Source organism: Rhodopseudomonas sp. BAL398, assembly GCF_033001325.1.
GTDB lineage: Bacteria > Pseudomonadota > Alphaproteobacteria > Rhizobiales > Xanthobacteraceae > JARJEH01.
The window spans coordinates 4,187,352-4,212,039 of sequence record NZ_CP133111.1 but is presented as its reverse complement, the minus strand read 5'-3'; the positions used below and the strand labels follow the sequence as shown (position 1 = coordinate 4,212,039).

The window sequence follows — 24,688 nt, the reverse complement described above, 5'->3', positions numbered from 1 at the left end:
AGCCGCTGGATCCCGCAAGCGCCTTGGCGGCCGCGGGTTTCCTGTCTATTTGTATGATGGCAAAGACCTTTTAGCCTGCGGATGACCATGACCGCCTCTCTCAAAGCCATCGACGGCAGCGCCGAGCTGTCGACCCTGATGACCGATCTGGCCCGCCAGGCCCGCGCCGCGGCGCGGCTGCTGGCGCTGACGCCGGCTGAGCAGAAGAATCAGGCGCTGGACGCCATGGAGCGCGCGGTACGCGCCGGCGCTGCCGCAATTCTCGCCGCTAATGCGGAGGATGTCGCCGAGGCCAAGGCGGCCGGCGCCACCGACGCCTTTGTCGACCGGCTGGCGCTGACGCCGGCCCGGGTCGCCGCGATGGCCGATGGCATCGCGGTGGTGCGCGGCATCGCCGATCCGGTCGGCGCCGTCACCGAACGCTGGCAGCGTCCCAACGGCATGGTCATCGAGCGGGTCCGGGTGCCGCTCGGGGTGATCGCCGTGATCTTCGAAAGCCGCCCCAATGTGGCCGCCGACGCCGGCGTGCTGTGCCTGAAATCCGGCAATGCGGTGATCCTGCGCGGCGGCTCCGACAGTTTCCGCTCCTGCCGCGCCATCCATGCCTGCCTGGTGCAGGGTTTACGCGAGGCCGGTCTGCCGGAAGCGGCGATTACGCTGGTGCCGACCCGCGACCGCGCCGCGGTCGGGCTGCTGCTCGGCGGCCTCGATGGCGGCATCGACGTGATCGTGCCGCGCGGCGGCAAGAGCCTGGTCGCCCGGGTCGAGGCCGAGGCGCGGGTGCCGGTGTTCGCGCATCTGGAAGGCATCAACGCGGTCTATGTCGATCGCGCCGCCGATCTGCAGATGGCCAAGGCGATCGTGCTCAACGCCAAGATGCGGCGCACCGGGGTCTGCGGCGCCGCCGAAACCCTGCTGATCGACCGCGCCGCTGCGGCGGCTACTCTGCAGCCGCTGGTGGCAATGCTGCTCGAGGCCGGCTGCGAGGTGCGCGGCGACGACGATGTGCAGCGCGCCGACCCGCGGGTGAAGCCGGCGTCGGAGCAGGATTGGAACACCGAATTCGAGGCGCCGATCATCGCCGCCAGGCTGGTCGACGGCGTCGAGGGGGCGATGGCCCATATCGCGGGCCACGGCTCGCATCACACCGACGCGATCGTGACCGAGGATGCGGCCGCCGCCGAGGCCTTTCTCAACGGCGTGGATTCGGCGATCGTGCTGCATAACGCCTCGACCCAATTCGCCGATGGCGGCGAATTCGGCTTTGGCGCCGAGATCGGGATTGCCACCGGCAAGTTTCACGCGCGCGGACCCGTCGGAGCAGAGCAACTGACCAGTTTCAAATATCGCGTCCACGGCACCGGGCAGACCCGGCCTTGACCGCGTCTTACTGCAGCGGCGGATCCTGATTTGGCGCTGGACAAAGCCCCCGCCACATCCGCGATTCCGGCCTTCACCAATGGGATGCGCATCGGGCTGCTCGGCGGGTCGTTCAACCCGCCGCATCAGGCGCATCGCGCCATCAGCCTGTTTGCGCTCAAGCGCCTGCAGCTCGACCGGATCTGGTGGCTGGTCTCGCCGGGCAATCCGCTGAAGGACGCCGCCGGTTTGCGCGAGCTCGACGACCGCGCCGCCGCCGCCCGCGCCATGGCGCACGATCCGCGGATCGTGGTGAGCTGTCTCGAATCGGTCATCGGCACCCGCTACACTCACGACACCATCCATTATTTGCGCCGGCATTGTCCCGCGGCGCGGTTCGTCTGGATCATGGGCGCCGATAATCTCGCACAGTTCCATCGCTGGCAGGGCTGGCAGCGGATCGCAGCCGAGGTTGCGATTGCGGTGATCGATCGGCCGCCGACCAGTTTCCGGGCGCTGGCCGCGCCCGCGGCGCGGGCCTTGGCGCGGTCGCGGATTCCGTCGAATGCGGCCGCGACGCTGGCGGACCGCAAGCCGCCGGCCTGGGTGTTTCTGACCGGGATGAAATCGCAGCTGTCGTCCACCAGCCTGCGGAACCCGGACGGCAGCTGGAAGAAATGATATGCTCGCGCAACTGGAATATTGAAACCACACACCCCACATGCCTAGTATGTGTGCCGGGCGTCGAGATTCGGCGTTCGCGATACAGTGAAAGGAATGGTCCCTGACCACATCTGTATTGTCTAAGTCTGTTTTAGCGAAGGCTGCGTTGCCCAAATCCGTCTTGGACGAGGCCGTGCTCGACGAGGCCGTCAAGGCCAAGCCGGTTAAATCCGTGGCGTCGCGGACCCGCAAAACATCGACACCCGCTGCGGCCGCCGAGGCGCAAGCTGACGCCGCCGAGACCCTCAAACTGATCCTCTCCCGCCTCGACGACATGAAGGCGGAGGAAACGATCACCATTGACCTGCGCGGCAAATCCGCCTTTTCCGACTATATGGTCGTAACCAGCGGACGGGTGAACCGCCATGTCGGCGCGATCGCGGAAAATGTCGCCAAGGCGCTGAAGGAATCCGGCATCAAGAAGCTCCATGTCGAGGGCTTGCCCAATTGCGACTGGGTGCTGATCGATTGCGGCGACGTGATCCTGCATGTGTTTCGGCCCGAGGTGCGCGAATTCTACAATCTGGAACGATTGTGGACGCAAAGCCCCACGCCGGCGAAAACGCTGTAACGGATCTGCCGAGGTCCACCGCGCGCTCATGCTAGAGCTATTCCGGATCTGATAGATCAGAACCGGAGCTCTAGATTGTTGTTTTGACGCGTTTTCTTCACGCGAACCGCGAACCGCGAACCGGTTTCCACTTCGCTCGAAAACGCTCTAGCGTGAGCCGATGCGACTTGCTGTGATTGCGATAGGCCGGCTGAAGCAAGGTCCGGAACGGGAACTTGCCGAGCGTTACCGCGCGCGGTTCGACGATGTCGGCCGCAAACTCGGGCTTCGCGGCCTCGAGATCCACGAATTGCCGGAAAGCCGCGCCCGCGACGCGCCCACCCGAATCGCCGACGAGGCGGCCGCGATCGCGGCGTTGATCCCCGATAAATCCGTGCTGGTGGCGCTCGACGAGCGCGGCCAAAGCCTCGATAGCCCGAGCTTTGCCCGCCAGCTCGGGCGCTGGCGCGATGAATCGGTGCCGAACACAATTTTCGTGATCGGCGGCGCGGACGGACTTTTGCCCGAATTGCGGCGCAAGGCGAAGTTGTGCCTCTCATTTGGCGCCGCGACCTGGCCGCATCAGATGGTTCGCGTCATGCTTCTGGAACAGATTTACCGCGCCGCGACCATTTTGTCCGGCCATCCTTACCATCGTTCATAACGAGGCGCCGAACCCTGCCGATGCCATCAGAGCGGTCCCCCAGTCCGAAAACGCGCGCCGCCGTTCCCGGCTGGCCGAGCTTCGCGCTGTTGTCCGCCAGCCTGATCTCGATCGGCTTTGCCGCGGGTCCGACGCCGGCCGCGCGCGCGCAAGGCGCGCCGACGCCGCCGACGGTCGATCTGATCAGGCAGCGCGAACAGGAGCTCGAGGCCGCGCGCGCGCGGCAAAAAAGCGCCGCCGAGCTGCAGGAAAAACTCAAGGCCGACATCGCGGCGATCGGCGAAGACCGCGCCAAGCTCAATCAGCAACTGATCGATGTCGCCGCCAAGGTGCGCGGCGTCGAGACCCGAATCGGCGAGACCGAGGCGCGACTGCTGCCGCTCGATGCGCGCGAGACCCAGATCCGCGCCTCGCTGGAATCCCGCCGCGCCGAAATCTCCGAGGTGCTGGCGGCGCTGCAGCGCGCCGGCCGGCGCGCGCCGCCGGCCCTGCTGGTGCGGCCGGAAGATGCGCTGCAATCGCTGCGCACCGCGATGCTGCTCGGCGCCGTGGTGCCGGACATGCGCGCGCGCGCCGATCATCTGGTCAGCGACCTCGGCGAATTGATCTCGTTGCGCAAGGCGATCTCGGCCGAGCGCGATCAGCTCACCGCCGATCGCGCCAAGCTCACCACGGATCAGCTCCAACTCGCGTCGCTGGTCGAAGAGCGGCAGCGCAAGCAGCGCGCCGCCGAAAAGGACATGGAAGCCGAGCGCTCCCGCGCGGTGACGCTGTCGCGCCAGGTCGACAATCTGCAAGACCTGATCGCCAAGATGGAACTGGATCTGAAGACCGCCGCCAAGGCGGCGGAGATCGCAAGTCTGAAAGGCGCGCCGGCCGCGCTCGACGGCAAACCCAATCTCAGCGCCTTGAAGAATCCGGGTCGCCTCAGCCCGGCGATCGCCTTCGCCTCCGCCAAGGGCCTGTTGCCGCTTCCGGTGAACGGGACCAAGCTGCGCGCCTTCGGCAGGCCCGATGGCGTCGGCGGCGTCGAGAAGGGGATCTCGCTGGCCAGCCGCCCCGGCGCGCAGGTCACAACGCCGTGTGATGGCTGGGTGGTTTACGCCGGCCCGTTCCGCAGCTACGGACAACTCTTGATCCTGAATGCCGGTGGCGGGTATCATGTGTTGATCGCCGGGATGGAGCGCATTTCGGTTAATATTGGCCAATTTGTGCTCACGGGGGAGCCGGTGGCGACGATGGGATCGACATCCCAGGTCGCATCGATACTCGCCGCCAACGCGAGTCAGCCCGTGCTCTATATCGAGTTCCGTAAGGACGGCACTCCCATTGATCCAGGCCCATGGTGGGCCGCAAATGAAGGCGAAAAGGTTCGCGGATGATGCGCAAGACCTCGGTAATTCTGCTCAGCGTCGCCACCGGCGCCGCGCTAACGCTGCTGGCGACCCAGCCGCGCTCGGTATTCATGGGAGCCAGCGCCCGCGCGGCGACCTCCGATACCTACCGCCAGCTCAATCTGTTCGGCGATGTGTTCGAGCGGGTTCGCAGCGACTATGTCGAGAAGCCCGACGACAGCAAGCTGGTCGAATCCGCCATCAGCGGCATGCTGACCGGTCTCGATCCGCATTCCAGCTACATGGACGCCAAGAGCTTCCGTGACATGCAGGTGCAGACCCGCGGCGAATTCGGCGGCCTCGGCATCGAAGTCACGATGGAAGACGGGCTGATCAAGGTGGTGTCGCCGATCGACGACACGCCGGCGTCGAAGGCCGGCATCATGGCCAACGACATCATCACCAATCTGGACGACGAAGCGGTGCAGGGTCTGACCCTGAATCAGGCCGTCGAGAAGATGCGCGGCCCGGTCAATACCAAGATCAAGTTGAAGATCGTGCGCAAGGGCCAGTCGGATCCGATCGAGGTGACGCTGGTCCGCGACAACATCCGCGTTCGCTCGGTGCGCGCCCACACCGAGGGCGACGACATCGGCTATATCCGCATCACCACTTTCAACGAGCAGACCACCGAAGGCCTGACGCGCGAAATCGGCAATCTGACCAAGTCGATCGGCGCCGACAAGGTGAAGGGCTGGATCCTGGATCTGCGCAACAATCCCGGCGGCTTGCTGGAAGAGGCCGTCACGGTCTCCGACACCTTCCTGGATCGCGGCGAGATCGTCTCGACCCGCGGCCGCAACGCCGAGGAAACCCAGCGTCGCACCGCGCACCGCGGCGATATGATCAAGGGCAAGAAGCTGATGGTGCTGATCAATGGCGGCTCCGCCTCGGCGTCGGAAATCGTCGCCGGCGCGTTGCAGGATCATAAGCGCGCCACGCTGATCGGCACCCGCTCGTTCGGCAAGGGCTCGGTGCAGACCATCATCCCGCTCGGCTCCGGTAATGGCGCGCTGCGGCTGACCACCGCGCGCTACTTCACGCCGTCGGGCAAGTCGATCCAGGCCAAGGGCATCACCCCGGATATCGAGGTGCTGCAGGACGTGCCCGACGAGATCAAGTCGCGCACCGACACCAAGGGTGAAGCCTCGCTGCGCGGCCATCTGAAGGCCGAGGGCGACGAGAAGACCGGCTCGCAATCCTACGTGCCGCCGGACCCCAAGAACGACAAGGCCTTGAAGATGGCCGTCGACCTGCTGCACGGCGTCGACGTCAACGTCAACGCTGCCCCCGTGACCGGCGACAAGGCGGCGATCGACAAGACCGACAAGAAGATCGCCAACTGATCCGGCGCATCTGACTGACCGACGCGGAAGGGCGGCCCTCGGGTCGCCCTTTTTGCTGCCGAATCGCCGGCCGGCGTGCTGCCGCGGCGGCGCCGGCCCGTGGTATCCTGCGCGCGGTTGATTCGGGAGGTCCACGGCATTGACAGCGGACGAACTGAGCACACCGCTTGGTCGCAAGCGCGGGCGTAAGCGCCGCTTCCGGCTGCCGTTCACCGCGACCCAGGCGATCGCCGCGATGCTCGGCCTGTTCCTGCTCGGTTTTCTCGGCTTTGCGATCTTCGGTGATGATCCGCTGGGCGGCGAACCAGTGGTGCGGGTGGCGCTCCAGGCACCCGCCGGCGCCGAACAATCCGCGACCGCGGCGGACGCCGCCAAATCCCACGACAAGTCCGCGGACAAGGCCGGCCACGGCGGGCACGACGCGACGGCCGCCAAGGCTGATGACAAGGCGGATGACAAGGCTGACGGAAAGACCGCCGTCCCGGCCGGCCAGCAGACCGTCACCATCATCGACGGCAGCAGCGGCGCGCGACAGAACGTGCTCGTCCCGGGCCAATCGTCCGATCCGGTGGAGCCCGCCGCGGCGCCGGAGGCGGCCGGGATCAATCCAAAATTGCTGGAAAAATCCCGCTACGGGATGATCCCGATCGCCGCCGGCGGCCTGAAGCCGTTCACCGCCTATGCGGCCGCGACCGACGCCGAACGCGCCGACGCCGCCAAAGTGCCGACCGTCGCCATCGTGGTAACCGGCCTTGGGATCGGCGCCGCCAAGACCAATGAGGCGATCGTCAAACTGCCGGGTGCGGTGACGCTGGCATTCACCCCCTATGGCTCCGATCCGGCCAAGCTGGTGGAGCGCGCCCGGGCCAAGCGTCATGAAGTGCTGCTGCAGATCCCGATGGAGCCGTTCGATTATCCGGACAACGATCCCGGCCCGCAGACCCTGCTGACCTCGGTGTCGAGCGACCAGAACCTCGACCGCCTGTTCTGGGACATGAGCCGGTTCCAGGGCTATGTCGGCCTGGCCAATTTCATGGGCAGCCGATTCGTCACCGAGGACGCGGCGATGCAGCCGATCATCGCCGAGGCCGCCAAGCGCGGCCTTGGCTATCTGGATGACGGGGCGGCGCCGCGCAGCGTGGCGCAAACTCAGGCGTTGGGGCAGGCGATGCCGTTTGCCCAGGCCGATCTCACCATCGACGCGGTTCCGACCGCGCAAGATATCGACAAGGCTCTGGCCAAGCTCGAAAGCCTGGCCAAGGAACGCGGCAACGCGGTCGGCATCGCCTCGGCGCTGCCGATCTCGATCGAGCGGATTGGCAGCTGGAGCAAATCGCTGGCGAGCCGGGGTATCCTGCTTGTGCCATTGACAACCGCGATGCTGAAACCAAAATCGAGCTAATTCGCCCCGGGGCAGGGATGAATTGGCACAGCCGGATCGCACAACTGCGGACGGATCGCCCGGACGCAGGAGGCATTGACCGTAATGGCGCGCTACGAAGATCTGCCCTATCGAACCTGTGTCGGCATGATGCTGATCAATCAGGCCGGACTGGTGTTCATCGGCCGTCGCACCGGCGGCATCGAACACGTCGACGATCAGCATGTCTGGCAGATGCCGCAAGGCGGCGTCGATCCCGGCGAGGATAATTGGGAGGCCGCCAAACGCGAGCTCTATGAGGAAACCAGCGTCCGCTCGGTCGAAAAGCTGGGCGAGGTCCCGGACTGGCTGATCTACGATATTCCGCGCACCGTCGCCGGCCGCGCCTGGAAGGGCCGCTATCGCGGGCAGCGGCAGAAATGGTTCGCGGTCCGCTTCACCGGCCATGACAGTGAGATCGATGTCGCGAATCCGGGCGGCGGCCATAAGCCGGAATTCATCGCCTGGCGATGGGAGCCGATGAAGAACCTGCCGGAGCTGATCGTGCCGTTCAAGCGCCCGGTCTATGAGCGGGTGGTCCAGGAATTCTCGCAGTTGGCGGCGGCGGTCTGAGCGCGGGCGCTCAAGCCGGCGTGGCGTGTTCGGCCTGATCGAAGGCGACGCGCAGGATGTGGTCGCAAAACGGCTTGATCAGATGGTGCGCGAAGCTGTGGTCGCGCGCCGCGATCGCGACCTCGCGCAGCCGATCCTTGTCGGCCAGCGCCGCCACCGCCGCGCGTTCCATGCCGCCGGGCTCGACGTCGTAATAGAATGCGTGGACGCCCTCGCGCAGCGGCGCCTGGCGGATGATCGTCGGGTGATTGATCAGCGGCACCGTCTGCATCAGCGGCGCCTCATAATGGCGGTAGCAATCCCAGCCCATGCCTTCGGGCGACCAGGCCAGCCAGGAATGCGACATCCGCTCCATGAACGCCTCATAGGGCAGCCGTTCGGTTGGCTGATCGATCCGGTAACCCAGCGCCTTCAGCCGCTCCAGTTCGGGCAGGCCGGCGCCGCGCACGGTGGAATTGCCCGCCACCGCGCCGGAGAAGAAGATGTCGTGGGTCTTGTCCGGAAACGGCGCGTCGCGCCAGCGTTCGTCGACATTGAAGATCGGCAATGCGATCGGCTGCAATCTGTCGATGCGGCGGCGCCAGGTCGGATTGTTGCGAAAGCGCAGCGTCGGCAGATGCGGATGGATGGTGCCGTGCAGCACCTGCCATTTGTCGACCGGCAATTCGCGCTTGAAGAACGCCTTGGCCTTGTCGAGCAGGAACACCGAATCCGAGCCGATCCCGAAGGAATCATCCATATCGAGCGCGATCAGCGGCACCGGGATCTTGGCCCAGCGCAACGTCTCGACGCCGAACTGCCGGGAGAGCGAGGCCCAGGGATGGGTCGGCGTCTTGAATGGCGCGCGCGCCCAATAGCGCGGATGCCACGGCGAATAGCGCACCGTATTGGCGATCACCACGTCGTAACGGCCTTGCGCGGCCGCGCGCAGCTCGCGCAGCACCCGGTCGGGCGTCGCGAACCCGTCGACCTCGCAAAGCCGGTTCAGCTTGGTGCCGGTCCACAGGCAGGTGGTGCGGTCGGGATATTGGTATTTGAAATAGGCGCCGCCGATTTCCAGAATGCGCAGCTGGGAGATGTCGCGCGTCGGCGTCGGTGGTTGGGGGTCGGCTGACATCAGCTTGAAATTCCGCTAGTCGGCTGCGCCGAATCTGGCGCGCCAACGCCTCTGTCCGCAATTCGGCGCCGGCCGTGGCTGGCGCGGAACGCCGCTTGCTAGCATGGGGTCTGATGCGGTTCAATGCAGCGAAACCGGCCGTGGCTGAGCGCAGCCGCAAGGCCATGCAAACGGAGCTATTCCAGCCCGTCTTGCGAACAGGCGGTCTTTGAAGGTTGCGACAGCCGCGGTTCGGTGCGAAGGGCGGCGTCAAATTGTTTGCGGCACCGCAATGCTTGGAACCGATTTCGAACCCACAATCGTCGGCGTCGGCCCGAATATGACGACCCATGAGAGCGAAGACCCATGGACCTGATCAACAGCCATCGCGACACTGGACCAACGACGGAGCCGCGGCCGTACCGGCTCAATGTCGGGATCGCGCTGTTCAATGCCCAGGGCCTGGTGCTGATCGGCCATCGATTCAGGGATGACGGGCCGGAAATCGTGCTGCCGGGGCTCGACTGGCAGATGCCGCAGGGCGGCATCGATCCCGGCGAGGAGCCGTGCGTCGCGGTGATGCGGGAATTATGGGAGGAGACCGGCGTCCATAACGCCGAGCATCTCGGCGAAACCGGCTGGCTGAGCTACGACTTCCCGCCCTATCACGGCCCGCATCATCGGCTCGGGCATTTCGGCGGACAGCGCCAGAAATGGTTCGCGCTGCGCTTTACCGGCACCGACAGCGAGATCAATCCGCTCGCCACCCGCAACGGCCAGCCGCCCGAATTCGATGCCTGGCGCTGGGAACGGCTCGACCGCGTCGCCGATCTGGTGGTGCCGTTCCGGCGCGAGGTCTATCTCGAAGTGGCGCGCAGCTTCGCCGGCTTCGCCTGAACCGGTGCCTTGCGGTAACGCTCGCCCCGCTTTTGCGCCTGGCCGCGACAGGCGCTTACCTCATCCTGAGGGTCTGACCGAAAAGAAACCACTTAAGTCAGGCTTGATTCGTCATTGCGAGCCGAGGCCGGCGCGGAGCGCCGTCCGAAAGCGAAGCAATCCAGGGGCGCCAAGCAAGGACTGGATTGCTTCGTCGCAAGAGCTCCTCGCAATGACGGCCGCGAAGGCTTGATTCTATTGATCGCTATTTGAGTCAGACGCTGAGGAGCGGCCACTTGGCCGCGTCTCGAAGGATGAGCGTCGTGGCCTCATGGTTTGAGACGCGCATAGACGCGCTCGGCATGAGGAGCGCAGATCGTTTGCAGAATTGGGAAGCCGAGCCTTTGGCGTCAGTGGAGCCTTGGGCGTCAGTGCATCGCCGTGGTCATCAGCTGATGCTGGATGCTCTTGTAATGGTCCAGCCGCTCGATCGCGCGGTCGAGTTCGGTGCCCTGCTGCTGGGCCAATTTGGCTTCCATGCTGGAAATCGTCGCGCCGAACGCCGCCGCGTCGAGATCCTTCACCGACGTCGCAACGTCGGCCAGCACGGTGAGGCCGCTGTCGGAGACTTCGGCGAGGCCGCCCAGCACCACGATCTGCTGCTTGCTGCCGCCCGCAGTGACGGTGAGGATTCCCGGCCGGATCGTCGCGACCACCGGCGCATGGCCGGCGAGCACGCCGAAATCACCCTCGACGCCGGGAATGTCGACCTGATCGACTTGGCCCGAGAAGGCCAGCTTTTCGGGCGAGACGAGATCGAAGTGGAAGGTGGCCATGGTCATGCTCATCCGCTGGCCTCATCCTGAGCAGCGCGCCTTGGCGCGCGTCTCGAAGGATGAGAGAGTTGTTCGTCACCCTTCGAGACGCCGACCTGCGGTCGGCTCCTCAGGGTGAGGCTTTCCGTTGTTACGCCGCTTCGGCGGCCAGCTTCTTGCCCTTTTCGACCGCCTCTTCGATGGTGCCGACCATGTAGAAGGCGGCCTCCGGGAGATGGTCATACTTGCCTTCGCAGATCGCGCGGAAGCCCTTGATGGTATCGGCGAGATCGACGAACTTGCCCGGTGCGCCGGTGAAGATTTCGGCGACGAAGAACGGCTGCGACAGGAAGCGCTCGATCTTGCGGGCGCGGGCGACCGCGATCTTGTCGTCTTCGGACAATTCATCCATGCCCAGAATGGCGATGATGTCCTGCAGCGACTTGTACTTCTGAAGCACCTGCTGGACCATACGGGCGGTGGTGTAATGCTCCTCGCCGACGATGCTGGCCGACAGCATGCGCGAGGTCGAGTCGAGCGGATCGACCGCCGGATAGATGCCCTTTTCCGAGATCGCGCGGTTGAGCACCGTGGTGGCGTCCAAATGGGCGAAGGAGGTGGCGGGCGCCGGGTCGGTCAAATCGTCGGCCGGGACGTAAATCGCCTGAACCGAGGTGATCGAGCCCTTATGGGTGGTGGTGATGCGCTCCTGCAGCGCGCCCATGTCGGTCGCCAGCGTCGGCTGATAACCCACCGCGGAAGGAATACGTCCGAGCAGCGCCGACACTTCGGAGCCGGCCTGGGTGAAGCGGAAGATGTTGTCGATGAAGAACAGCACGTCCTGGCCCTGGTCGCGGAAATGCTCGGCGACGGTAAGGCCGGACAGCGCGACGCGGGCGCGGGCGCCCGGAGGCTCGTTCATCTGGCCATAGACCAGCGCGCATTTGGAGCCTTCGCCGCCGCCCTTCTTGTTGACGCCGGATTCGATGAATTCGTGATAAAGATCGTTGCCTTCGCGGGTGCGCTCGCCGACGCCGGCGAACACCGAATAGCCGCCATGGGCTTTCGCGACGTTGTTGATCAGTTCCTGGATCAGCACGGTCTTGCCGACGCCGGCGCCGCCGAACAGGCCGATCTTGCCGCCCTTGGCGTAGGGCGCCAGCAGGTCAACGACCTTGATGCCGGTGACCAGAATTTCAGCCTCGGTCGATTGATCGGTATAGAGCGGCGCTTCAGCGTGGATCGGGCGCAGGCCGTCATTGACCACCGGGCCCTGTTCGTCGACCGGCTCGCCGATCACATTCATGATGCGGCCGAGCGTGCCGACGCCGACCGGCACCATGATCGGGCTGCCGGTGTCGGTGACTTCCTGGCCGCGGACCAGGCCCTCGGTGGTGTCCATCGCGATGGTGCGAACGGTGCTCTCGCCGAGATGCTGCGCGACTTCGAGCACCAGGCGGTTGTCGCCGTTCTTGGTCTCGATCGCGTTCAAAATCGCCGGCAGGTGCCCTTCGAACTGCACGTCGACGACGGCGCCGATGACCTGGGTGATACGTCCGGTCTGATTGGCGGGTGTAGCCATGAAAACTGTCTCCCTGAAGTCCGAAATCTAAACCACGGTCGGCTCGACCGGAATTGAAGTCTGTGAATGCGTTAGATCGCCTCGGCGCCGGAGATGATCTCGATCAGCTCCTTGGTGATCATCGCCTGCCGCGTGCGGTTGTAGATCAGGGTCTGCTTCCTGATCATGTCGCCGGCGTTGCGGGTGGCGTTGTCCATCGCGCTCATTTGCGCGCCGTAGAACGAAGCGTTGTTTTCCAGAAGCGCGCGGAAGATCTGCACCGCGAGGTTGCGCGGCAGCAGGGAGGCGAGGATCTCGTCTTCTTCGGGCTCGTATTCGTAGGATGTGGCGGGGCCGGCATTGGCGGCGGGCGCCTCGACCACCAGCGGAATGATCTGCTGCGCGGTCGGGATCTGGGCGATCACCGATTTGAACCGCGAATAGAACAGCGTGCAGACGTCGAATTCGCCGGCGTCGAAGCGGGCGATCACCTTCTTGGCGATGTCCTCGGCATTGACGAAGCCGAGCTGACGCACCGAGCGCAGTTCGACGTTCTCGATGATCTGCTTGTCGAAGGTGCGGCGCAGCTGCTCGTAGCCTTTGCGGCCGACGCAGAAGAACTTGACCTGCTTGCCCTGGTTCATCAGCGCCAGGGCGCGTTCGCGGGCCAGCCGCACGATCGAGGAGTTGAAAGCGCCGGACAGGCCGCGCTCGCCGGTGCAGACCAGGAACAGATGCACCTTGTCATTGCCGGTGCCGGACAGCAGCACTGGCGCGCCGGGCGAACCGGCCGCGGCGCTGGCGATGTTGGAGATCACCGCATCCATTTTCTCGGCATAGGGCCGGGCCGCTTCCGCCGCCATCTGGGCGCGGCGCAGCTTCGACGCAGCAACCATCTGCATCGCCTTGGTGATCTTCTGCGTCGCCTTGGTCGAGGCGATGCGGACCCGCATGTCTTTAAGAGAAGCCATTCTCAGTTCACCCCGGCGATCAGATCATCAATCCGACCGCAAACCCCTCAACCGTCATGCCCGACCTCGTGCCGGGCATTCTCACGTCTTCGATTGTGCCGCCAAGTAAAAGCGGCCGGGGAGCCCGGCCGCTTTTTCATTAGGCAAACGTCTTGGCGTAACCTTCGACCACGGCCTTCAGCTTCGCCGCGGTGTCGTCCGACAGATCGCGGCTGGTGCGGATCGCATCCAGGATGCCGATCTCCTTGCCGCGCACCAGCGACAACAGACCTTCCTCGAAGGCGCCGACCTTGCTGACCGGCAGGGCGTCGAGATAGCCGTTGACGCCGGCATAGATCACCACGACCTGCTCTTCCATCTTCAGCGGCGAGAACTGCGGCTGCTTCAGAAGTTCGGTCAGGCGCGCGCCGCGGTTCAGCAGGCGCTGGGTCGAGGCGTCGAGATCGGAGCCGAACTGCGCGAACGCCGCCATTTCGCGGTACTGCGCGAGCTCGCCCTTGATCTTGCCGGCGACCTTCTTCATCGCCTTGGTCTGCGCGGCGGAGCCGACGCGCGACACCGACAGGCCGACGTTCACCGCCGGGCGGATGCCCTGGAAGAACAGGTCGGTTTCCAGGAAGATCTGGCCGTCGGTGATCGAGATCACGTTGGTCGGGATATAGGCCGACACGTCGTTGGCCTGGGTTTCGATGATCGGCAGCGCCGTCAGCGAGCCGTTGCCATGGTCGTCATTGAGCTTGGCGGCGCGTTCCAGCAGGCGGGAATGCAGATAGAACACGTCGCCCGGATAGGCTTCGCGGCCCGGCGGACGGCGCAGCAGCAGCGACATCTGGCGATAGGCGACGGCCTGCTTCGACAAATCGTCATAGATGATGACGGCGTGCATGCCGTTGTCGCGGAAGTATTCGCCCATCGTGCAGCCGGTGAACGGCGCGATGTACTGCATCGGCGCCGGATCCGACGCGGTGGCGGCGACGATGATCGAATATTCCAGCGCGCCCTGCTCTTCGAGCACCTTGACGAACTGGGCGACGGTCGAGCGCTTCTGGCCGATCGCCACATATACGCAATACAGCTTCTGGCCTTCCGGCGCGCCTTCGACGTTGAGCGACTTCTGGTTCAGAATGGTGTCGAGCGCGATCGCGGTCTTGCCGGTCTGACGGTCGCCGATGATCAATTCGCGCTGGCCGCGGCCGACCGGGATCAGGGCGTCGATCGCCTTGAGGCCCGTCGCCATCGGCTCGTTGACCGATTTGCGCGGAATGATGCCGGGCGCCTTGACGTCGACGCGCTTGCGTTCGGTCGACTGGATCGGCCCCTTGCCGTCGATCGGGTTGCCGAGCGCGTCGACGACGCGGCCGAGCAGACCCTTGCCGACCGGCGTATCGACGATCGAGCGGGTGCGCTTGACGGTCTGGCCTTCCTTGATCTCGCGGTCGGCGCCGAAAATCACGATGCCGACATTGTCGGTTTCGAGGTTCAGCGCCATGCCGCGGGTGCCGTTTTCGAACTCGACCATCTCGCCGGCCTGGACGTTGTCCAGCCCGTAGACGCGGGCAATGCCGTCGCCGACGGACAGCACCTGTCCGACTTCGGAGACCTCAGCCTCCTGGCCGAAATTCTTGATCTGGTCCTTGAGGATCGCGGAAATTTCCGCGGCGCGGATGTCCATCAGCCTGCCTCTTTCATCGCGTGCTTGATCGAGTTGAGTTTGGTGCGGAGCGAGCTGTCGACCATGCGGCTGCCGAGCTTGACGACAAGCCCGCCAATGATCGCCGGATCGATGCTCACATTGAGCGCGACATCCTTGCCGGTCACTGACTTCAGCGCGGCTTTCAGGGCATCGAGATTCTTGTCGCTGAGCTTCTCGGCGACGGTGACGTCGGCCGTGGCCTCGCCCTTGAAATTGGCGACCAGCGCGCGGAACGCCCGGATCACATCCGCGACCACGAACAGCCGGCGGTTGGCGGTGAGAAGCTTGAGGAAATTGGCGCTGATGCCGCCGATGCCGGCCTTGTCGAGCACCGCGACCAGCGCCTTCGCCTGTTCGCCGGCGCCAAACACCGGGCTGCGCACCAGCCTTTTCAGGTCGGCGCTGTCAGCCAGCATGGCGCTGAACTTGTCGAGATCCGCCATGACCGCGTCGACTGATTTCTCATCGCGGGCCAGTTCGAATAGGGCGGTCGCGTAGCGACCGGAAACGCCAGAAACCGATGGATCTTGAACTGCCACAGACGCGCTCTTCTTGCTGTCAAATCCGCAAGGGGAAAACCGTCGCCAAGTTGTGGCGCTTGCCGGTTCAAGTCCTTGGAATTCAAGCTGGACTTCGATTTCCGACCGGCACGAATGTGACCGGCGACCTTAAAATCGCGGCTTTGCTAACATAGCGCGCGCGCAGGCGCAACACGATGACGAGAGCCACGACGCCATGTCGCAAGGCTGGCGAAGAGGTTGATCCGTGTCGCGGCAAGTCCGCCAACCTCGCGGGCCAGCGCGGCGGCGCACAGACCGGTGCCGGCAAAGCGGGTGCCGGGCTGTGAGGCAAGGTTGTGGGGCAAAGTTGTAGGGCGAGCCTGGTTGCGGGCGGGGCCCTCTGCATGTTTGCCGCGGACAGGGGTCTGGGCCATTGCCGATTTGCCGCCGTTGCCCGTGGACGCGTCAAAATTCCCTTAAACCGCTGTACTTCGCAAAACGGCGCGCGTGTCACGCGAATCCTTGCTTGTCGCGTCACGATTTGCTCTGCCAGGAATCCGGCTAAGTGTTTCGCCAAGCAACACTTAATTGGCCAGTATAGCCGATAGACAAAGGGCGTAAGTCGATCTGACTAAGAGTCGATTTTGTTCCCGTTTGACTGGGCGCAGCGCTTCAAAAGATATTTCAGCGCTGTAATGAATCCTCTGTTCGACAATATGTCGCCTTATTACGCAGCGAACGGTCGGCCAGCGAAACTGGGACGGGGGTTCCACTTGCCACATACGTGGCAATACTTCCTCAAGGATTCATGTATGCTGAAAACCAAGACATCGACGGCGGGATTTCGAGCCCGGCCACGCACCGCGGTTGCTTTGGTCGCCGCAACTATTCTGCTGAGCGGCGCGGCCACTGAAGCTTCGGCGAAGTCCAAGCGGAGCCACCACCGCCATCATGCCCACCACAGCTGGCAGGATGCGAATGCCTCGATCGGCGGATCGTCGCGCAGCTTTTCCGGGATGGCGTCCTATTACGGCAATGAGTCCGGCCGGCGCACCGCGTCGGGCCAGCGTTTCAACCAGAGCGCCATGACGGCCGCACATCGCAGCCTGCCGTTCGGCACCAAGCTCAAGGTCAGCCATGGCGGCCGAAGCGTGGTGGTCACCATCAATGACCGTGGCCCGTTCGTTCGCGGCCGCGTCCTTGATCTGTCGAAAGGCGCGGCGCGCGCCATCGGCCTCACCAGCCGCGGCGTCGGCATGGTGGTCGCGGAAGTGATGTAACCGCGCGTCGCGGGACAGCTTCGTTCGACCGAGACAAGATTGTCGCGTGGAACGCGGCCGCACATTGCGCGGGCCGCGTGCGAGCCTGCCGTCGCCAATGACGGCGGGCATTGCCAGACCGGGCGCATCAGCTCGCCCGCGACAATCAAAGAAAGCTTTGCGGATCGACGTCGACCTCGAGCTTGAGGTTTCCCTTGGTCTTCGGCCCCTCCGCGAGCCATTGCCGCAAGTAGTGCGACAGATCGACTTGGCGCGGCGCCTTCAGCAGAATGCGAAAACGGTAGCGGCCCTTGATCACCGCCAGCGGCGCCTCGGCCGGTCCCAGCACCTTGATCCGTTCGTCGATCGGCGCGATCGCCACCAGCTGGCGCGCATAGCCCTCTGCGGTGGGGCGATCTCCGGCGGAGACGATCAGGCTGGCGAGCCGGCCGAATGGCGGGTAGCCGGTGCGTTCGCGCGCGTCGATCTCGGAGGCGTAGAACGCCTCGCGGTCGCAGGCGACCAGCGCCTTCATCACCGGATGCTCGGGTTGGTGGGTTTGCAAGAAGCCGACGCCGCGGCCCTGGTCGCGGCCGGCGCGGCCGATCACCTGGTTGAGCAATTGATAGGTGCGCTCGGCGGCGCGCGGATCGCCATTGCCGAGCCCGAGATCGGCATCGATCACGCCGACCAGATTGAGCCTGGGAAAATTGTGCCCCTTCGCCACCAGCTGGGTGCCGATGATGATGTCGACCCGGCCCTCGGCGATCTCGTTGAGTTCGCTGCGCATGGTTTCGATCGAGGTGATCAGGTCGCTCGACAGCACCATGGTGCGGGCATTGGGAAACAGCGCCGCCGCCTCTTCCTGCAGACGCTCGACGCCGGGGCCGACCGCGACCAGCGAGTCCTCGGCGCTGCAATGCGGGCAGATCCGCGGCCGTGGCATCGAGAAGCCGCAATGATGGCAGACCAGGCGCGCGCGAAAGCGGTGATCGACCAGCCAGGCGTCGCAGATGGTGCAGGCGAAGCGGTGGCCGCAGGCGCGGCACAGCGTCAGCGGCGCATAGCCGCGGCGGTTGAGGAATAACAGCGCCTGTTCGCGACGCTCGATGGCGATGCCGATCTGCTCGGCCAGCAGCGGCGATACGAAGCGGCCGCGCGGCGGCGCGAAGCGGCGCAGATCGATGGCTTCGATATGCGGCATGTGCTGGCCGCCGAACCGCGCCGGCAGCACCACGCGCTGATAGCGGCCCTTGCGCGCATTGACCTCGGTCTCGACCGACGGCGTCGCCGACGACAGCACGATCGGAATCTTCGCGATCGAGGCCCGCACCACCGCCATGTCGCGGGCGTGATAATGCACGCCCTCATTCTGCTTATAGGCCTGGTCGTGCTCCTCATCGACGATGATCAGGCCGAGCCTGGCGTAAGGCAGGAACAGCGCCGAGCGGGCGCCGACCACCACCTGGGCGCTGCCCTCGGCGATCGCCGCCCAATTGCGGGCGCGGGTGCGCGGCGTCAGTTCGGAGTGCCATTCCAGCGGCCGGACCCCGAAGCGCAGCGCGAAGCGATCGAGAAACTGCCCGGTCAGGGCGATTTCCGGCATCAGGATCAGCACCTGGCGGCCGCGGCGGATGATTTCGGCGACCGCCTCGAAATACACCTCGGTCTTGCCGGAGCCGGTGACGCCGTCGAGCAGCGCCACCTGGAAGCCGCCGGCCGCCGCCAGCGTGGTCATCGCATCGGCCGCGATCTGCTGGTCGGGGGAAAAATCCGGCGCGCAGAAGTCCGGGTCCGGCACGGGGGCTGCCAGCGCGCGCGGCATCGGCTCGACCGTGAGTGTGCCCTCGTCGACCAGCCCGTCGATCACCCCGGCGCTGCAGCCGGCTTCCTTGGCAGCCTCGGATTTGCCGTGCAGCAGGCCGTCGGCCAGGATCTCGATCAGCCGCGCCCGCGCCGGCGTCATCCGCCGCGGCGGGGAGCCCACCAGCCGCACCCCGAGCCGGACCCGCTCGGGGCCGAGATGCTCGCCCATCCGCAGCGTCATCCGCAGCACCATGCCGCGCGCCGACAGATTGTAATTGGCGACCCAGTCGACCAGGCTGCGCAGCTCCTCGCGCAGCGGCGGCACGTCGAGCTTGTCGTCGACGTCCTTGAGACGGTTATGCAGCCGCGGATCCGGATTGGCGTTCTGCGCCCAGACCACGCCGATCACCTGGCGCGGCCCCAGCGGGACGCTGACCACATCGCCGGGCTTCAGCTCGGTGCCGCGCGCCACCCGGTAGGAATAAGTGTGGTCGAGCGCGACCGGCAGCAGCACGTCGACCACTTGCGTGGTCGAGGGCGGCCCGCTGCGCGAGGAATGGTCCATCGGGGAATCGGGCTCGAGCCGGAGGGGACGGTTCATGAAAGCGAAAGGAAATCTGCTAATATCACCTAATCGCGCAGCGCGCTCCCGAGCCAGCCATGATCCAGCCCAAGGTCAAAGCCAAGTCCGAGGCCAAACCGGCGATCGCCCCGATCGAACTCGACTGCGCCGCAGCCGATATCGCGGCGGAAATGACCCGCTGGCTGGCGCATCTGCGCGCCGAGCGCCGGCTGTCGCCGAAAACGCTGGAAGCCTATAGCCGCGATGTCCGCCAGTTCCTGATCTTTCTCAGCCAGCATTGGGGCGAGCGGGTGGCACTGGGGCGATTCGCTGCGCTCGAGGCCAGCGACGTGCGCGGCTTCATGGCGGCGCGGCGCGGCGACGACATCGGCAGCCGTTCTTTGATGCGGGCGCTGGCGGGCATGCGCTCGTTCGGCCGCTTTCTCGAACGCGAAGGCAAGGGCCGGGTCGGGGCGCTGTCGGCGATTCGCGCGCCGAAGGTCGGCAAGAGCCTGCCCAAGCCGATCCAGATCGCCAGCGCCAAACGCCTCGCCGACGCCGACGAGCGCGCCGGGGAAAATCGCGAGCCGTGGATCTGGGCCCGCGACGCTGCCGTCATGGGCCTGCTGTACGGCTCCGGTCTGCGCATCTCGGAGGCGCTGGGGCTGAAGCGCCGCGACGTGCCGGCACCCGGCAAGGGCGATACGCTGATCGTGCTCGGCAAGGGCAACAAGACCCGGATGGTGCCGGTGCTGCAAAATGTGCTGGCGCTGATCGCCGATTACGCCGCGGTCTGTCCGCATCCGCTGCCGCCCGACGGGCCGATCTTCGTTGGTGCGCGCGGCGGGCCGCTCAGCCCGCGCATCATCCAGCTCACGATGGAGCGGCTGCGCGGCGCGCTCGGCCTGCCCGATTCGGCGACGCCGCACGCGCTGCGGCACTCTTTCGCCACGCATTTGCTGAGCCGTGGCGGCGATTTGCGCGCGATCCAGGAGCTGCTCGGCCACGCCTCGCTGTCGACCACGCAGATCTATACCGGAATCGACACCGAGCGCCTGTTCGAGGTCTACAAGACCGCGCATCCGCGGGCATAGCGCGTTTTCGAGCGAAGTGGGTGCCGGTTCGCGTGAAGAAAACGCGTCAAAACAAGAATCTAGAGCCTCGGTTCTGATCCATCAGAACCTAAGCTCTAGGCTTCGCGCGGCTGGTTTGTGCAACCATGAAGCCGTCATTCCTGGGCGCGAACAGCGTCAGCTGTGAGCGAACCCGGAATCTTGCCACTTGCGCCCACTCCCGCACCCGCTGCGAGATTCCGGGTTCGCTCGGCCTGCGCCTCGCGCCCCGGAATGACCAAGTGAGTATCTGAAGAATTGCCGATCGACACATCCTCGTCACAACGATCTGCGCCCTTGCGCGCTTTGGGTAGTTCGGTCAATCGTCGACGCCCGCTGCAATGGAGACGAATCGATGAGCGCGCATGAGAGCATGGAACACGCCGAGCACGCCCAGCACGCCTCGGGTTCGAGTAAGAACATCGCGCTGCTGATCGCCGTGCTGGCGCTGTTCCTGGCGCTGTCGGAAACGCTCGGCAAGGGCGCGCAGACCGAATCGATCAGCAAGAACGTCGAAGCCGCGAACCTCTGGGCATTCTTCCAGGCCAAGAGCATCCGCCGCACCGTGGTCCAGGCGACCTCGGATCAGGCCCGGCTCAGCCTCGGCTTGATGGGCGACGATGCCGCCAAGGCCGCGCTGCAGAAACAGATCGATGCGTGGAAGCAGACCGCGGCGCGCTACCGCTCCGAGCCGGAGACTGGCGAGGGGCAGGATCAATTGGCCGAACGCGCCAAACATGCCGAACATGAGCGCGACCTGGCGATGGCGCGCTATCATCATTATGAGCTGGCGTCCGCGGCGTTTCAGATCGGCATCGTGCTGGCCTCCGCCACCATCATCACCGGGATGATCGCGCTGGCCTGGATCTCTGGGCTGCTGGCGGTGACCGGGCTGGCGTTCACGGCGATCGGCCTGTTCGCGCCGCACGCCGTGCATCTGATGTAGCGCAAGCGGAGTTATGCCAACGGACTTTGCGTTGACACATCAATTTGGTCATGGCCGGGCTTGTCCCGGCCATCCACGTCTTTGATCCGGCACTGCTTTCAAGGCGTGGATGCCCGGCACAAGGCCGGGCATGACGAACGAGAGGCAACGACTGTTGGTATTATCGCGACTGCTGCACCCGCCTGCGAAACCGTTGCATGAGCCGCAGCGTCCGCGCGCCCCAGCCGGCACCGGTCGCCCCGAGCGTGTCCCGGATCCTGGTTCGGATCGTCGCCATGATCGGGGCGACGTAGTCATGCGCCTTGAGGCGCATCCGGATGATGAACCGATAGGTCGCCGCGAACCAGCGCAGCTGCAGCAGCTTCGGCTTGGTCACATCGAAAATGAAGGCGATCACGCCGAGCCCGACGATCTGCGCAAAGCCGAAGATGGCGAGGCCGCCGATCATCTGTCCGCGCGCGAGCAGCGCCAGCGCGAATAGCTTCAGCGGATACAGCGGCAGCAGCGGCACCAGGAACACGGTCAGCGCCAGCCGCGGCGACAGCCGTTCGATCCGCAGCGTCAGCCAGGATTTCAACTGGCGCAGCGGAATCTGCGCGACGATCCGCGCCACCACCGGCTCGAGGTGGTCCCAGAACCAGGCCTCGATCAGGAACGCGACCGCGAGGATGAACCACAGCGGCTGCAGCAGGCGGCGCATCATCGGCCTCGTCCGTTGTCCGGACCAGGCCGGTGCTGGATCACATATGGATGGCGCGCTTGCCGACCGCAAGCGCGGCTTCCTTGACCGCCTCGGAACGGGTCGGATGGGCGTGGCAGGTGCGCGCCAGGTCTTCGGCGGAGCCGCCGAATTCCATCAGCACCGCGGCCTCGTGGATCATCTCGCCGGCCTCGCGGCCGACAATATGCACGCCGAGCACGCGGTCGGTGGCGGCATCGGCGAGTATCTTCACCAGGCCCTCGGTGGTCTGGTTGACCTTGGAGCGGCCATTGGCGGTGAAGGGAAACTTGCCGACGGTGTAGGCGACGCCGGCCTGCTTCAGCTCGTCCTCGGTCTTGCCGACCGAGGACACTTCCGGGGTGGTGTAGACCACGCCCGGGATCACGTCGTAATTCACGTGACCAGCCTTGCCGGCCAAGATCTCGGCGACCGCGACGCCTTCGTCCTCGGCCTTGTGCGCCAGCATCGGCCCGGCGACGACGTCGCCGATGGCGTAGATGCCCTTCACGCTGGAAGCAAAATGGTCGTCGATCTGGATCCGGCCGCGCTCGTCGAGCGCGACGCCGGCTTCCTTCAGGCCAAGGTCCCTGGTGTAGGGCACGCGCCCGATCGCCACCAACACGACATCGGCGTCCAGCACCTCCGGATTGCCGCCGGCGGCGGCCTCCACCGTCACCTTGAGCTTGGCGCCGGCGCCATCGACGCCGGTCACCTTGGCGCCGAGCTTGAAAGCGAAACCCTGCTTTTCAAGGATGCGCTGGAATTGCTTGACGATCTCGCTGTCCATGCCGGGTAGGATGCGGTCGAGATATTCGACCACGGTGACCTGCGCGCCGAGCCGGCGCCACACCGAGCCGAGCTCGAGCCCGATCACCCCGGCGCCGACCACCACCATCTTCTCCGGCACCTTGTCGAGCGACAGCGCGCCGGTCGACGACACGATCCGCTTCTCGTCGATCTCGATGCCCTTCAGCCGCGCCACATCGGAGCCGGTGGCGATCACGATGTTCTTGGCCGCCACGGTCTGGGTCTTGCCGTCGGCGTCGGTGACCTCGACCTTTTCGGCGCCGAGCACCTTGCCCTTGCCGTGGATCACGTCGATCTTGTTCTTCTTCATCAGGAATTCGACGCCCTTGGTGTTGCCGTCGATGCCCTGCTGCTTGAAAGCCATCATCGCCGCCAAGTCGAGCTTCGGCGCCGGCACCGTGATGCCCATCTTGGCGAAGGAGTGGCCGGCTTCCTCGAACATCTCCGAGGCATAGAGCAGCGCCTTCGACGGCATGCAGCCGATATTGAGGCAGGTGCCGCCCAGCGTGGCGTTCTTCTCCACCACAGCGACCTTGAGGCCGAGTTGCGCCGCGCGAATCGCGCAGACATAGCCGCCGGGGCCGGTGCCGATAACAACGAGATCGTAGGTGGACATGAAAAGACTTTCTGTTCAGCTTGCGAGATGGAGGAGGCTAGCTTGCCTCACGGCGCGTTGGCGCAGGGAGTCCGACCCGAAATCGATTTCGTCTCCCTCGTCGTCGAGCCAGAAGATTTTGTAGCCATGGTCTTCGAGTTTGAGATCGTCAAAGCGCGCCGGGTTGGCGCGGAGGAATTCGAACATCTCGCCCTTGGCGAGCAACGGCCGCAAATCAACGACGCCGGCAAAATCGTCAGTCCAGACGATCTTGAGAACCCCGAATATCACCGGCTCCGCGCTCTTGATGGCGACGATCTCAGTCATTGATCTCTCCGGCTTGCGCAGCTCCTCAACCGCGGTCCAGGCTTTCATCAGGTCCATTTGGTGCCTGTCGGTCCAGGATAGCACACGGCCGAGTTTCGCGGGAGGCAGCGACCCGCGCAAAATCCGGCCGGTCCGGATCTCAATTTGAGCCACGAACTCCGCCGACCGGGCGGGGAAATGCGGCGGCGGATGCTCGTCTGGATAGAATTCGATCTTCACGCCATCGACCATCGCGACCACCGGCACGGCTTCCTCCGTGGCAATGTTAGCGCCCGCCCGAGACGTCGAGAATGGCGCTGGTGACGTAGGAGGCCTCGTCGGACAACAGCCAGACGATGGCGTTGGCGATTTCGTCGGCGGTGCCGACGCGCTTCATCGGCACGTTCGAGCTGAGCCGGTGGGCGCGCTCGGGGTCGCCGCCGGAGGCATGGATGTCGGTATCGATCAGGCCGGGGCGGATCGCCGCGACGCGAATGCCTTCGCCAGCGACCTCGTGGCCGAGGCCGACGGTGAAGGAATCGATTGCGCCCTTGGAGGCGGCGTAATCCACATAGGTGTTGGGCGAGCCGAGCTTGGCGGCGACTGACGACAGGTTGACGATGACGCCGCCCTGGCCGCCATGCCGGGTCGATAGGCGTTTGACCGCCTCGCGCGCGCACAGGATGCTGCCGGTGACGTTGACCGCCATCATGCGCTGGATCCGCTCGGCCGACATTTCGTCGACCCGCGAGGTCGGGCCGACGATGCCGGCATTGTTGACCAGCGCGCCGAGCGTGCCGAACGCATCCGCCGCCTTGAACAGCGCTACGATATCGTCCTCGTCGCCGACGTCGCATTTGACCGCCACCGCCTTGCCGTTGCGGGCCTCGATCTTGGCCACCACCTCGGCGGCCGCGACCGCGTTGCTGGCATAGCCGATGACGACCCGGAAGCCGCGCGCCGCGGCGGCGATCGCGGTGGCCCGGCCGATGCCGCGGCTTCCGCCGGTGACGATGACAACGCGATCGGTCAA

Annotated in this window: 23 protein-coding genes; 12 read left to right on the top strand and 11 right to left on the bottom strand. The window is 65.3% G+C overall.

All coding sequences use genetic code 11. The features are described 5' to 3' along the window. Positions 1 to 87: 87 nt before the first annotated feature. The 8 genes from RBJ75_RS19870 to RBJ75_RS19835 all read left to right on the top strand — a co-directional run bounded on the left by RBJ75_RS19870 (position 88) and on the right by RBJ75_RS19835 (position 8,029). The gene (locus tag RBJ75_RS19870) at positions 88 to 1,380 is read left to right on the top strand and encodes a glutamate-5-semialdehyde dehydrogenase (protein WP_044415656.1); all 1,293 of its coding nucleotides are present in this window, start codon (positions 88 to 90) and stop codon (positions 1,378 to 1,380) included. A gap of 84 nt (positions 1,381 to 1,464) precedes the next feature. Beyond that, positions 1,465 to 2,040 carry a nicotinate-nucleotide adenylyltransferase gene (locus RBJ75_RS19865; RefSeq protein ID WP_044415654.1) on the top strand — a complete coding sequence of 192 codons (576 nt, stop codon included), beginning with the start codon at positions 1,465 to 1,467 and terminating at the stop codon, positions 2,038 to 2,040. A gap of 316 nt (positions 2,041 to 2,356) precedes the next feature. After that, positions 2,357 to 2,653: a ribosome silencing factor gene (rsfS, locus tag RBJ75_RS19860; protein WP_044415652.1), complete on the top strand. Its 297-nt coding sequence runs from the start codon at positions 2,357 to 2,359 to the stop codon at positions 2,651 to 2,653. A gap of 160 nt (positions 2,654 to 2,813) precedes the next feature. Next, positions 2,814 to 3,296, top strand: a complete 483-nt coding sequence (gene rlmH, locus RBJ75_RS19855) for a 23S rRNA (pseudouridine(1915)-N(3))-methyltransferase RlmH (RefSeq protein ID WP_044417780.1) — start codon at positions 2,814 to 2,816, stop codon at positions 3,294 to 3,296. A 20-nt stretch (positions 3,297 to 3,316) separates the two neighbouring features. Then, entirely contained in the window at positions 3,317 to 4,678 is a 1,362-nt protein-coding gene (locus RBJ75_RS19850) for a murein hydrolase activator EnvC family protein (protein ID WP_044417782.1), read from the top strand. Beyond that, complete coding sequence (locus RBJ75_RS19845) at positions 4,675 to 6,036, top strand: S41 family peptidase (protein WP_044417783.1); 1,362 nt, start codon at positions 4,675 to 4,677, stop codon at positions 6,034 to 6,036. Before RBJ75_RS19850 ends, RBJ75_RS19845 begins: the two co-directional genes overlap by 4 nt. Positions 6,037 to 6,175: 139 nt before the next feature. Next, positions 6,176 to 7,438, top strand: a complete 1,263-nt coding sequence (locus RBJ75_RS19840; protein WP_044417785.1) for a divergent polysaccharide deacetylase family protein — start codon at positions 6,176 to 6,178, stop codon at positions 7,436 to 7,438. 84 nt (positions 7,439 to 7,522) lie between these two features. Further along, entirely contained in the window at positions 7,523 to 8,029 is a 507-nt protein-coding gene (locus RBJ75_RS19835) for an RNA pyrophosphohydrolase (RefSeq protein ID WP_044417787.1), read from the top strand. Positions 8,030 to 8,039: 10 nt separating this feature from the next. On the opposite strand, the gene RBJ75_RS19830 is transcribed toward RBJ75_RS19835, so the two are convergent. Continuing rightward, positions 8,040 to 9,146, bottom strand: a complete 1,107-nt coding sequence (locus tag RBJ75_RS19830) for a hypothetical protein (protein WP_044417789.1) — start codon at positions 9,144 to 9,146, stop codon at positions 8,040 to 8,042. Between the two features lie 345 nt (positions 9,147 to 9,491). On the opposite strand from RBJ75_RS19830, the gene RBJ75_RS19825 reads away from it, so the two are divergent. Continuing rightward, positions 9,492 to 10,022 carry an RNA pyrophosphohydrolase gene (locus RBJ75_RS19825; RefSeq protein WP_044417791.1) on the top strand — a complete coding sequence of 177 codons (531 nt, stop codon included), beginning with the start codon at positions 9,492 to 9,494 and terminating at the stop codon, positions 10,020 to 10,022. Positions 10,023 to 10,429: 407 nt separating this feature from the next. Here RBJ75_RS19825 and RBJ75_RS19820 read toward each other — a convergent pair whose 3' ends face one another. The 5 genes from RBJ75_RS19820 to RBJ75_RS19800 form a co-directional block, all read right to left on the bottom strand. Continuing rightward, on the bottom strand, positions 10,430 to 10,837 hold the full coding sequence (locus RBJ75_RS19820) for a F0F1 ATP synthase subunit epsilon (protein ID WP_044415110.1): 408 nt from the start codon (positions 10,835 to 10,837) through the stop codon (positions 10,430 to 10,432). 130 nt (positions 10,838 to 10,967) lie between these two features. Continuing rightward, on the bottom strand, positions 10,968 to 12,398 hold the full coding sequence (atpD, locus tag RBJ75_RS19815; protein WP_044415108.1) for a F0F1 ATP synthase subunit beta: 1,431 nt from the start codon (positions 12,396 to 12,398) through the stop codon (positions 10,968 to 10,970). 71 nt (positions 12,399 to 12,469) lie between these two features. Then, positions 12,470 to 13,348: a F0F1 ATP synthase subunit gamma gene (locus tag RBJ75_RS19810; RefSeq protein ID WP_276156926.1), complete on the bottom strand. Its 879-nt coding sequence runs from the start codon at positions 13,346 to 13,348 to the stop codon at positions 12,470 to 12,472. A gap of 139 nt (positions 13,349 to 13,487) precedes the next feature. Next, a complete protein-coding gene (gene atpA, locus RBJ75_RS19805) occupies positions 13,488 to 15,020 on the bottom strand; it encodes a F0F1 ATP synthase subunit alpha (protein WP_044406419.1) in 1,533 nt (510 codons plus the stop codon). Next, the gene (locus tag RBJ75_RS19800; protein WP_044406422.1) at positions 15,020 to 15,580 is read right to left on the bottom strand and encodes a F0F1 ATP synthase subunit delta; all 561 of its coding nucleotides are present in this window, start codon (positions 15,578 to 15,580) and stop codon (positions 15,020 to 15,022) included. The genes atpA and RBJ75_RS19800 overlap by 1 nt, the downstream gene beginning before the upstream one ends. 773 nt (positions 15,581 to 16,353) lie before the next feature. Here RBJ75_RS19800 and RBJ75_RS19795 point away from each other — a divergent pair. Beyond that, positions 16,354 to 16,821, top strand: coding sequence for a septal ring lytic transglycosylase RlpA family protein (locus tag RBJ75_RS19795; protein ID WP_044406424.1), 468 nt, complete (start codon positions 16,354 to 16,356; stop codon positions 16,819 to 16,821). A 145-nt stretch (positions 16,822 to 16,966) separates the two neighbouring features. Here the strand turns inward: RBJ75_RS19795 and RBJ75_RS19790 are convergent, their stop codons facing one another. Beyond that, the gene (locus RBJ75_RS19790) at positions 16,967 to 19,171 is read right to left on the bottom strand and encodes a primosomal protein N' (RefSeq protein WP_044406425.1); all 2,205 of its coding nucleotides are present in this window, start codon (positions 19,169 to 19,171) and stop codon (positions 16,967 to 16,969) included. 95 nt (positions 19,172 to 19,266) lie between these two features. Here RBJ75_RS19790 and RBJ75_RS19785 point away from each other — a divergent pair, with 95 nt between their 5' ends. Then, positions 19,267 to 20,262: a tyrosine recombinase XerC gene (locus RBJ75_RS19785; protein WP_044406426.1), complete on the top strand. Its 996-nt coding sequence runs from the start codon at positions 19,267 to 19,269 to the stop codon at positions 20,260 to 20,262. 373 nt (positions 20,263 to 20,635) lie between these two features. Beyond that, positions 20,636 to 21,226, top strand: coding sequence for a DUF4337 domain-containing protein (locus RBJ75_RS19780; protein ID WP_044406441.1), 591 nt, complete (start codon positions 20,636 to 20,638; stop codon positions 21,224 to 21,226). A 160-nt stretch (positions 21,227 to 21,386) separates the two neighbouring features. On the opposite strand, the gene RBJ75_RS19775 is transcribed toward RBJ75_RS19780, so the two are convergent. From RBJ75_RS19775 to RBJ75_RS19760, 4 genes are read right to left on the bottom strand one after another with little or no spacing between them, the layout of a single operon-like run. Continuing rightward, the gene (locus RBJ75_RS19775) at positions 21,387 to 21,929 is read right to left on the bottom strand and encodes a hypothetical protein (RefSeq protein ID WP_276156600.1); all 543 of its coding nucleotides are present in this window, start codon (positions 21,927 to 21,929) and stop codon (positions 21,387 to 21,389) included. 37 nt (positions 21,930 to 21,966) lie between these two features. Further along, complete coding sequence (gene lpdA, locus RBJ75_RS19770; protein WP_044407711.1) at positions 21,967 to 23,370, bottom strand: dihydrolipoyl dehydrogenase; 1,404 nt, start codon at positions 23,368 to 23,370, stop codon at positions 21,967 to 21,969. Positions 23,371 to 23,385: 15 nt separating this feature from the next. After that, positions 23,386 to 23,922 carry a DUF4160 domain-containing protein gene (locus tag RBJ75_RS19765; RefSeq protein ID WP_234707343.1) on the bottom strand — a complete coding sequence of 179 codons (537 nt, stop codon included), beginning with the start codon at positions 23,920 to 23,922 and terminating at the stop codon, positions 23,386 to 23,388. A gap of 19 nt (positions 23,923 to 23,941) precedes the next feature. Next, positions 23,942 to 24,688 (bottom strand): SDR family oxidoreductase, encoded by a 747-nt coding sequence (locus RBJ75_RS19760; RefSeq protein WP_044407713.1) that lies wholly within the window; start codon positions 24,686 to 24,688, stop codon positions 23,942 to 23,944.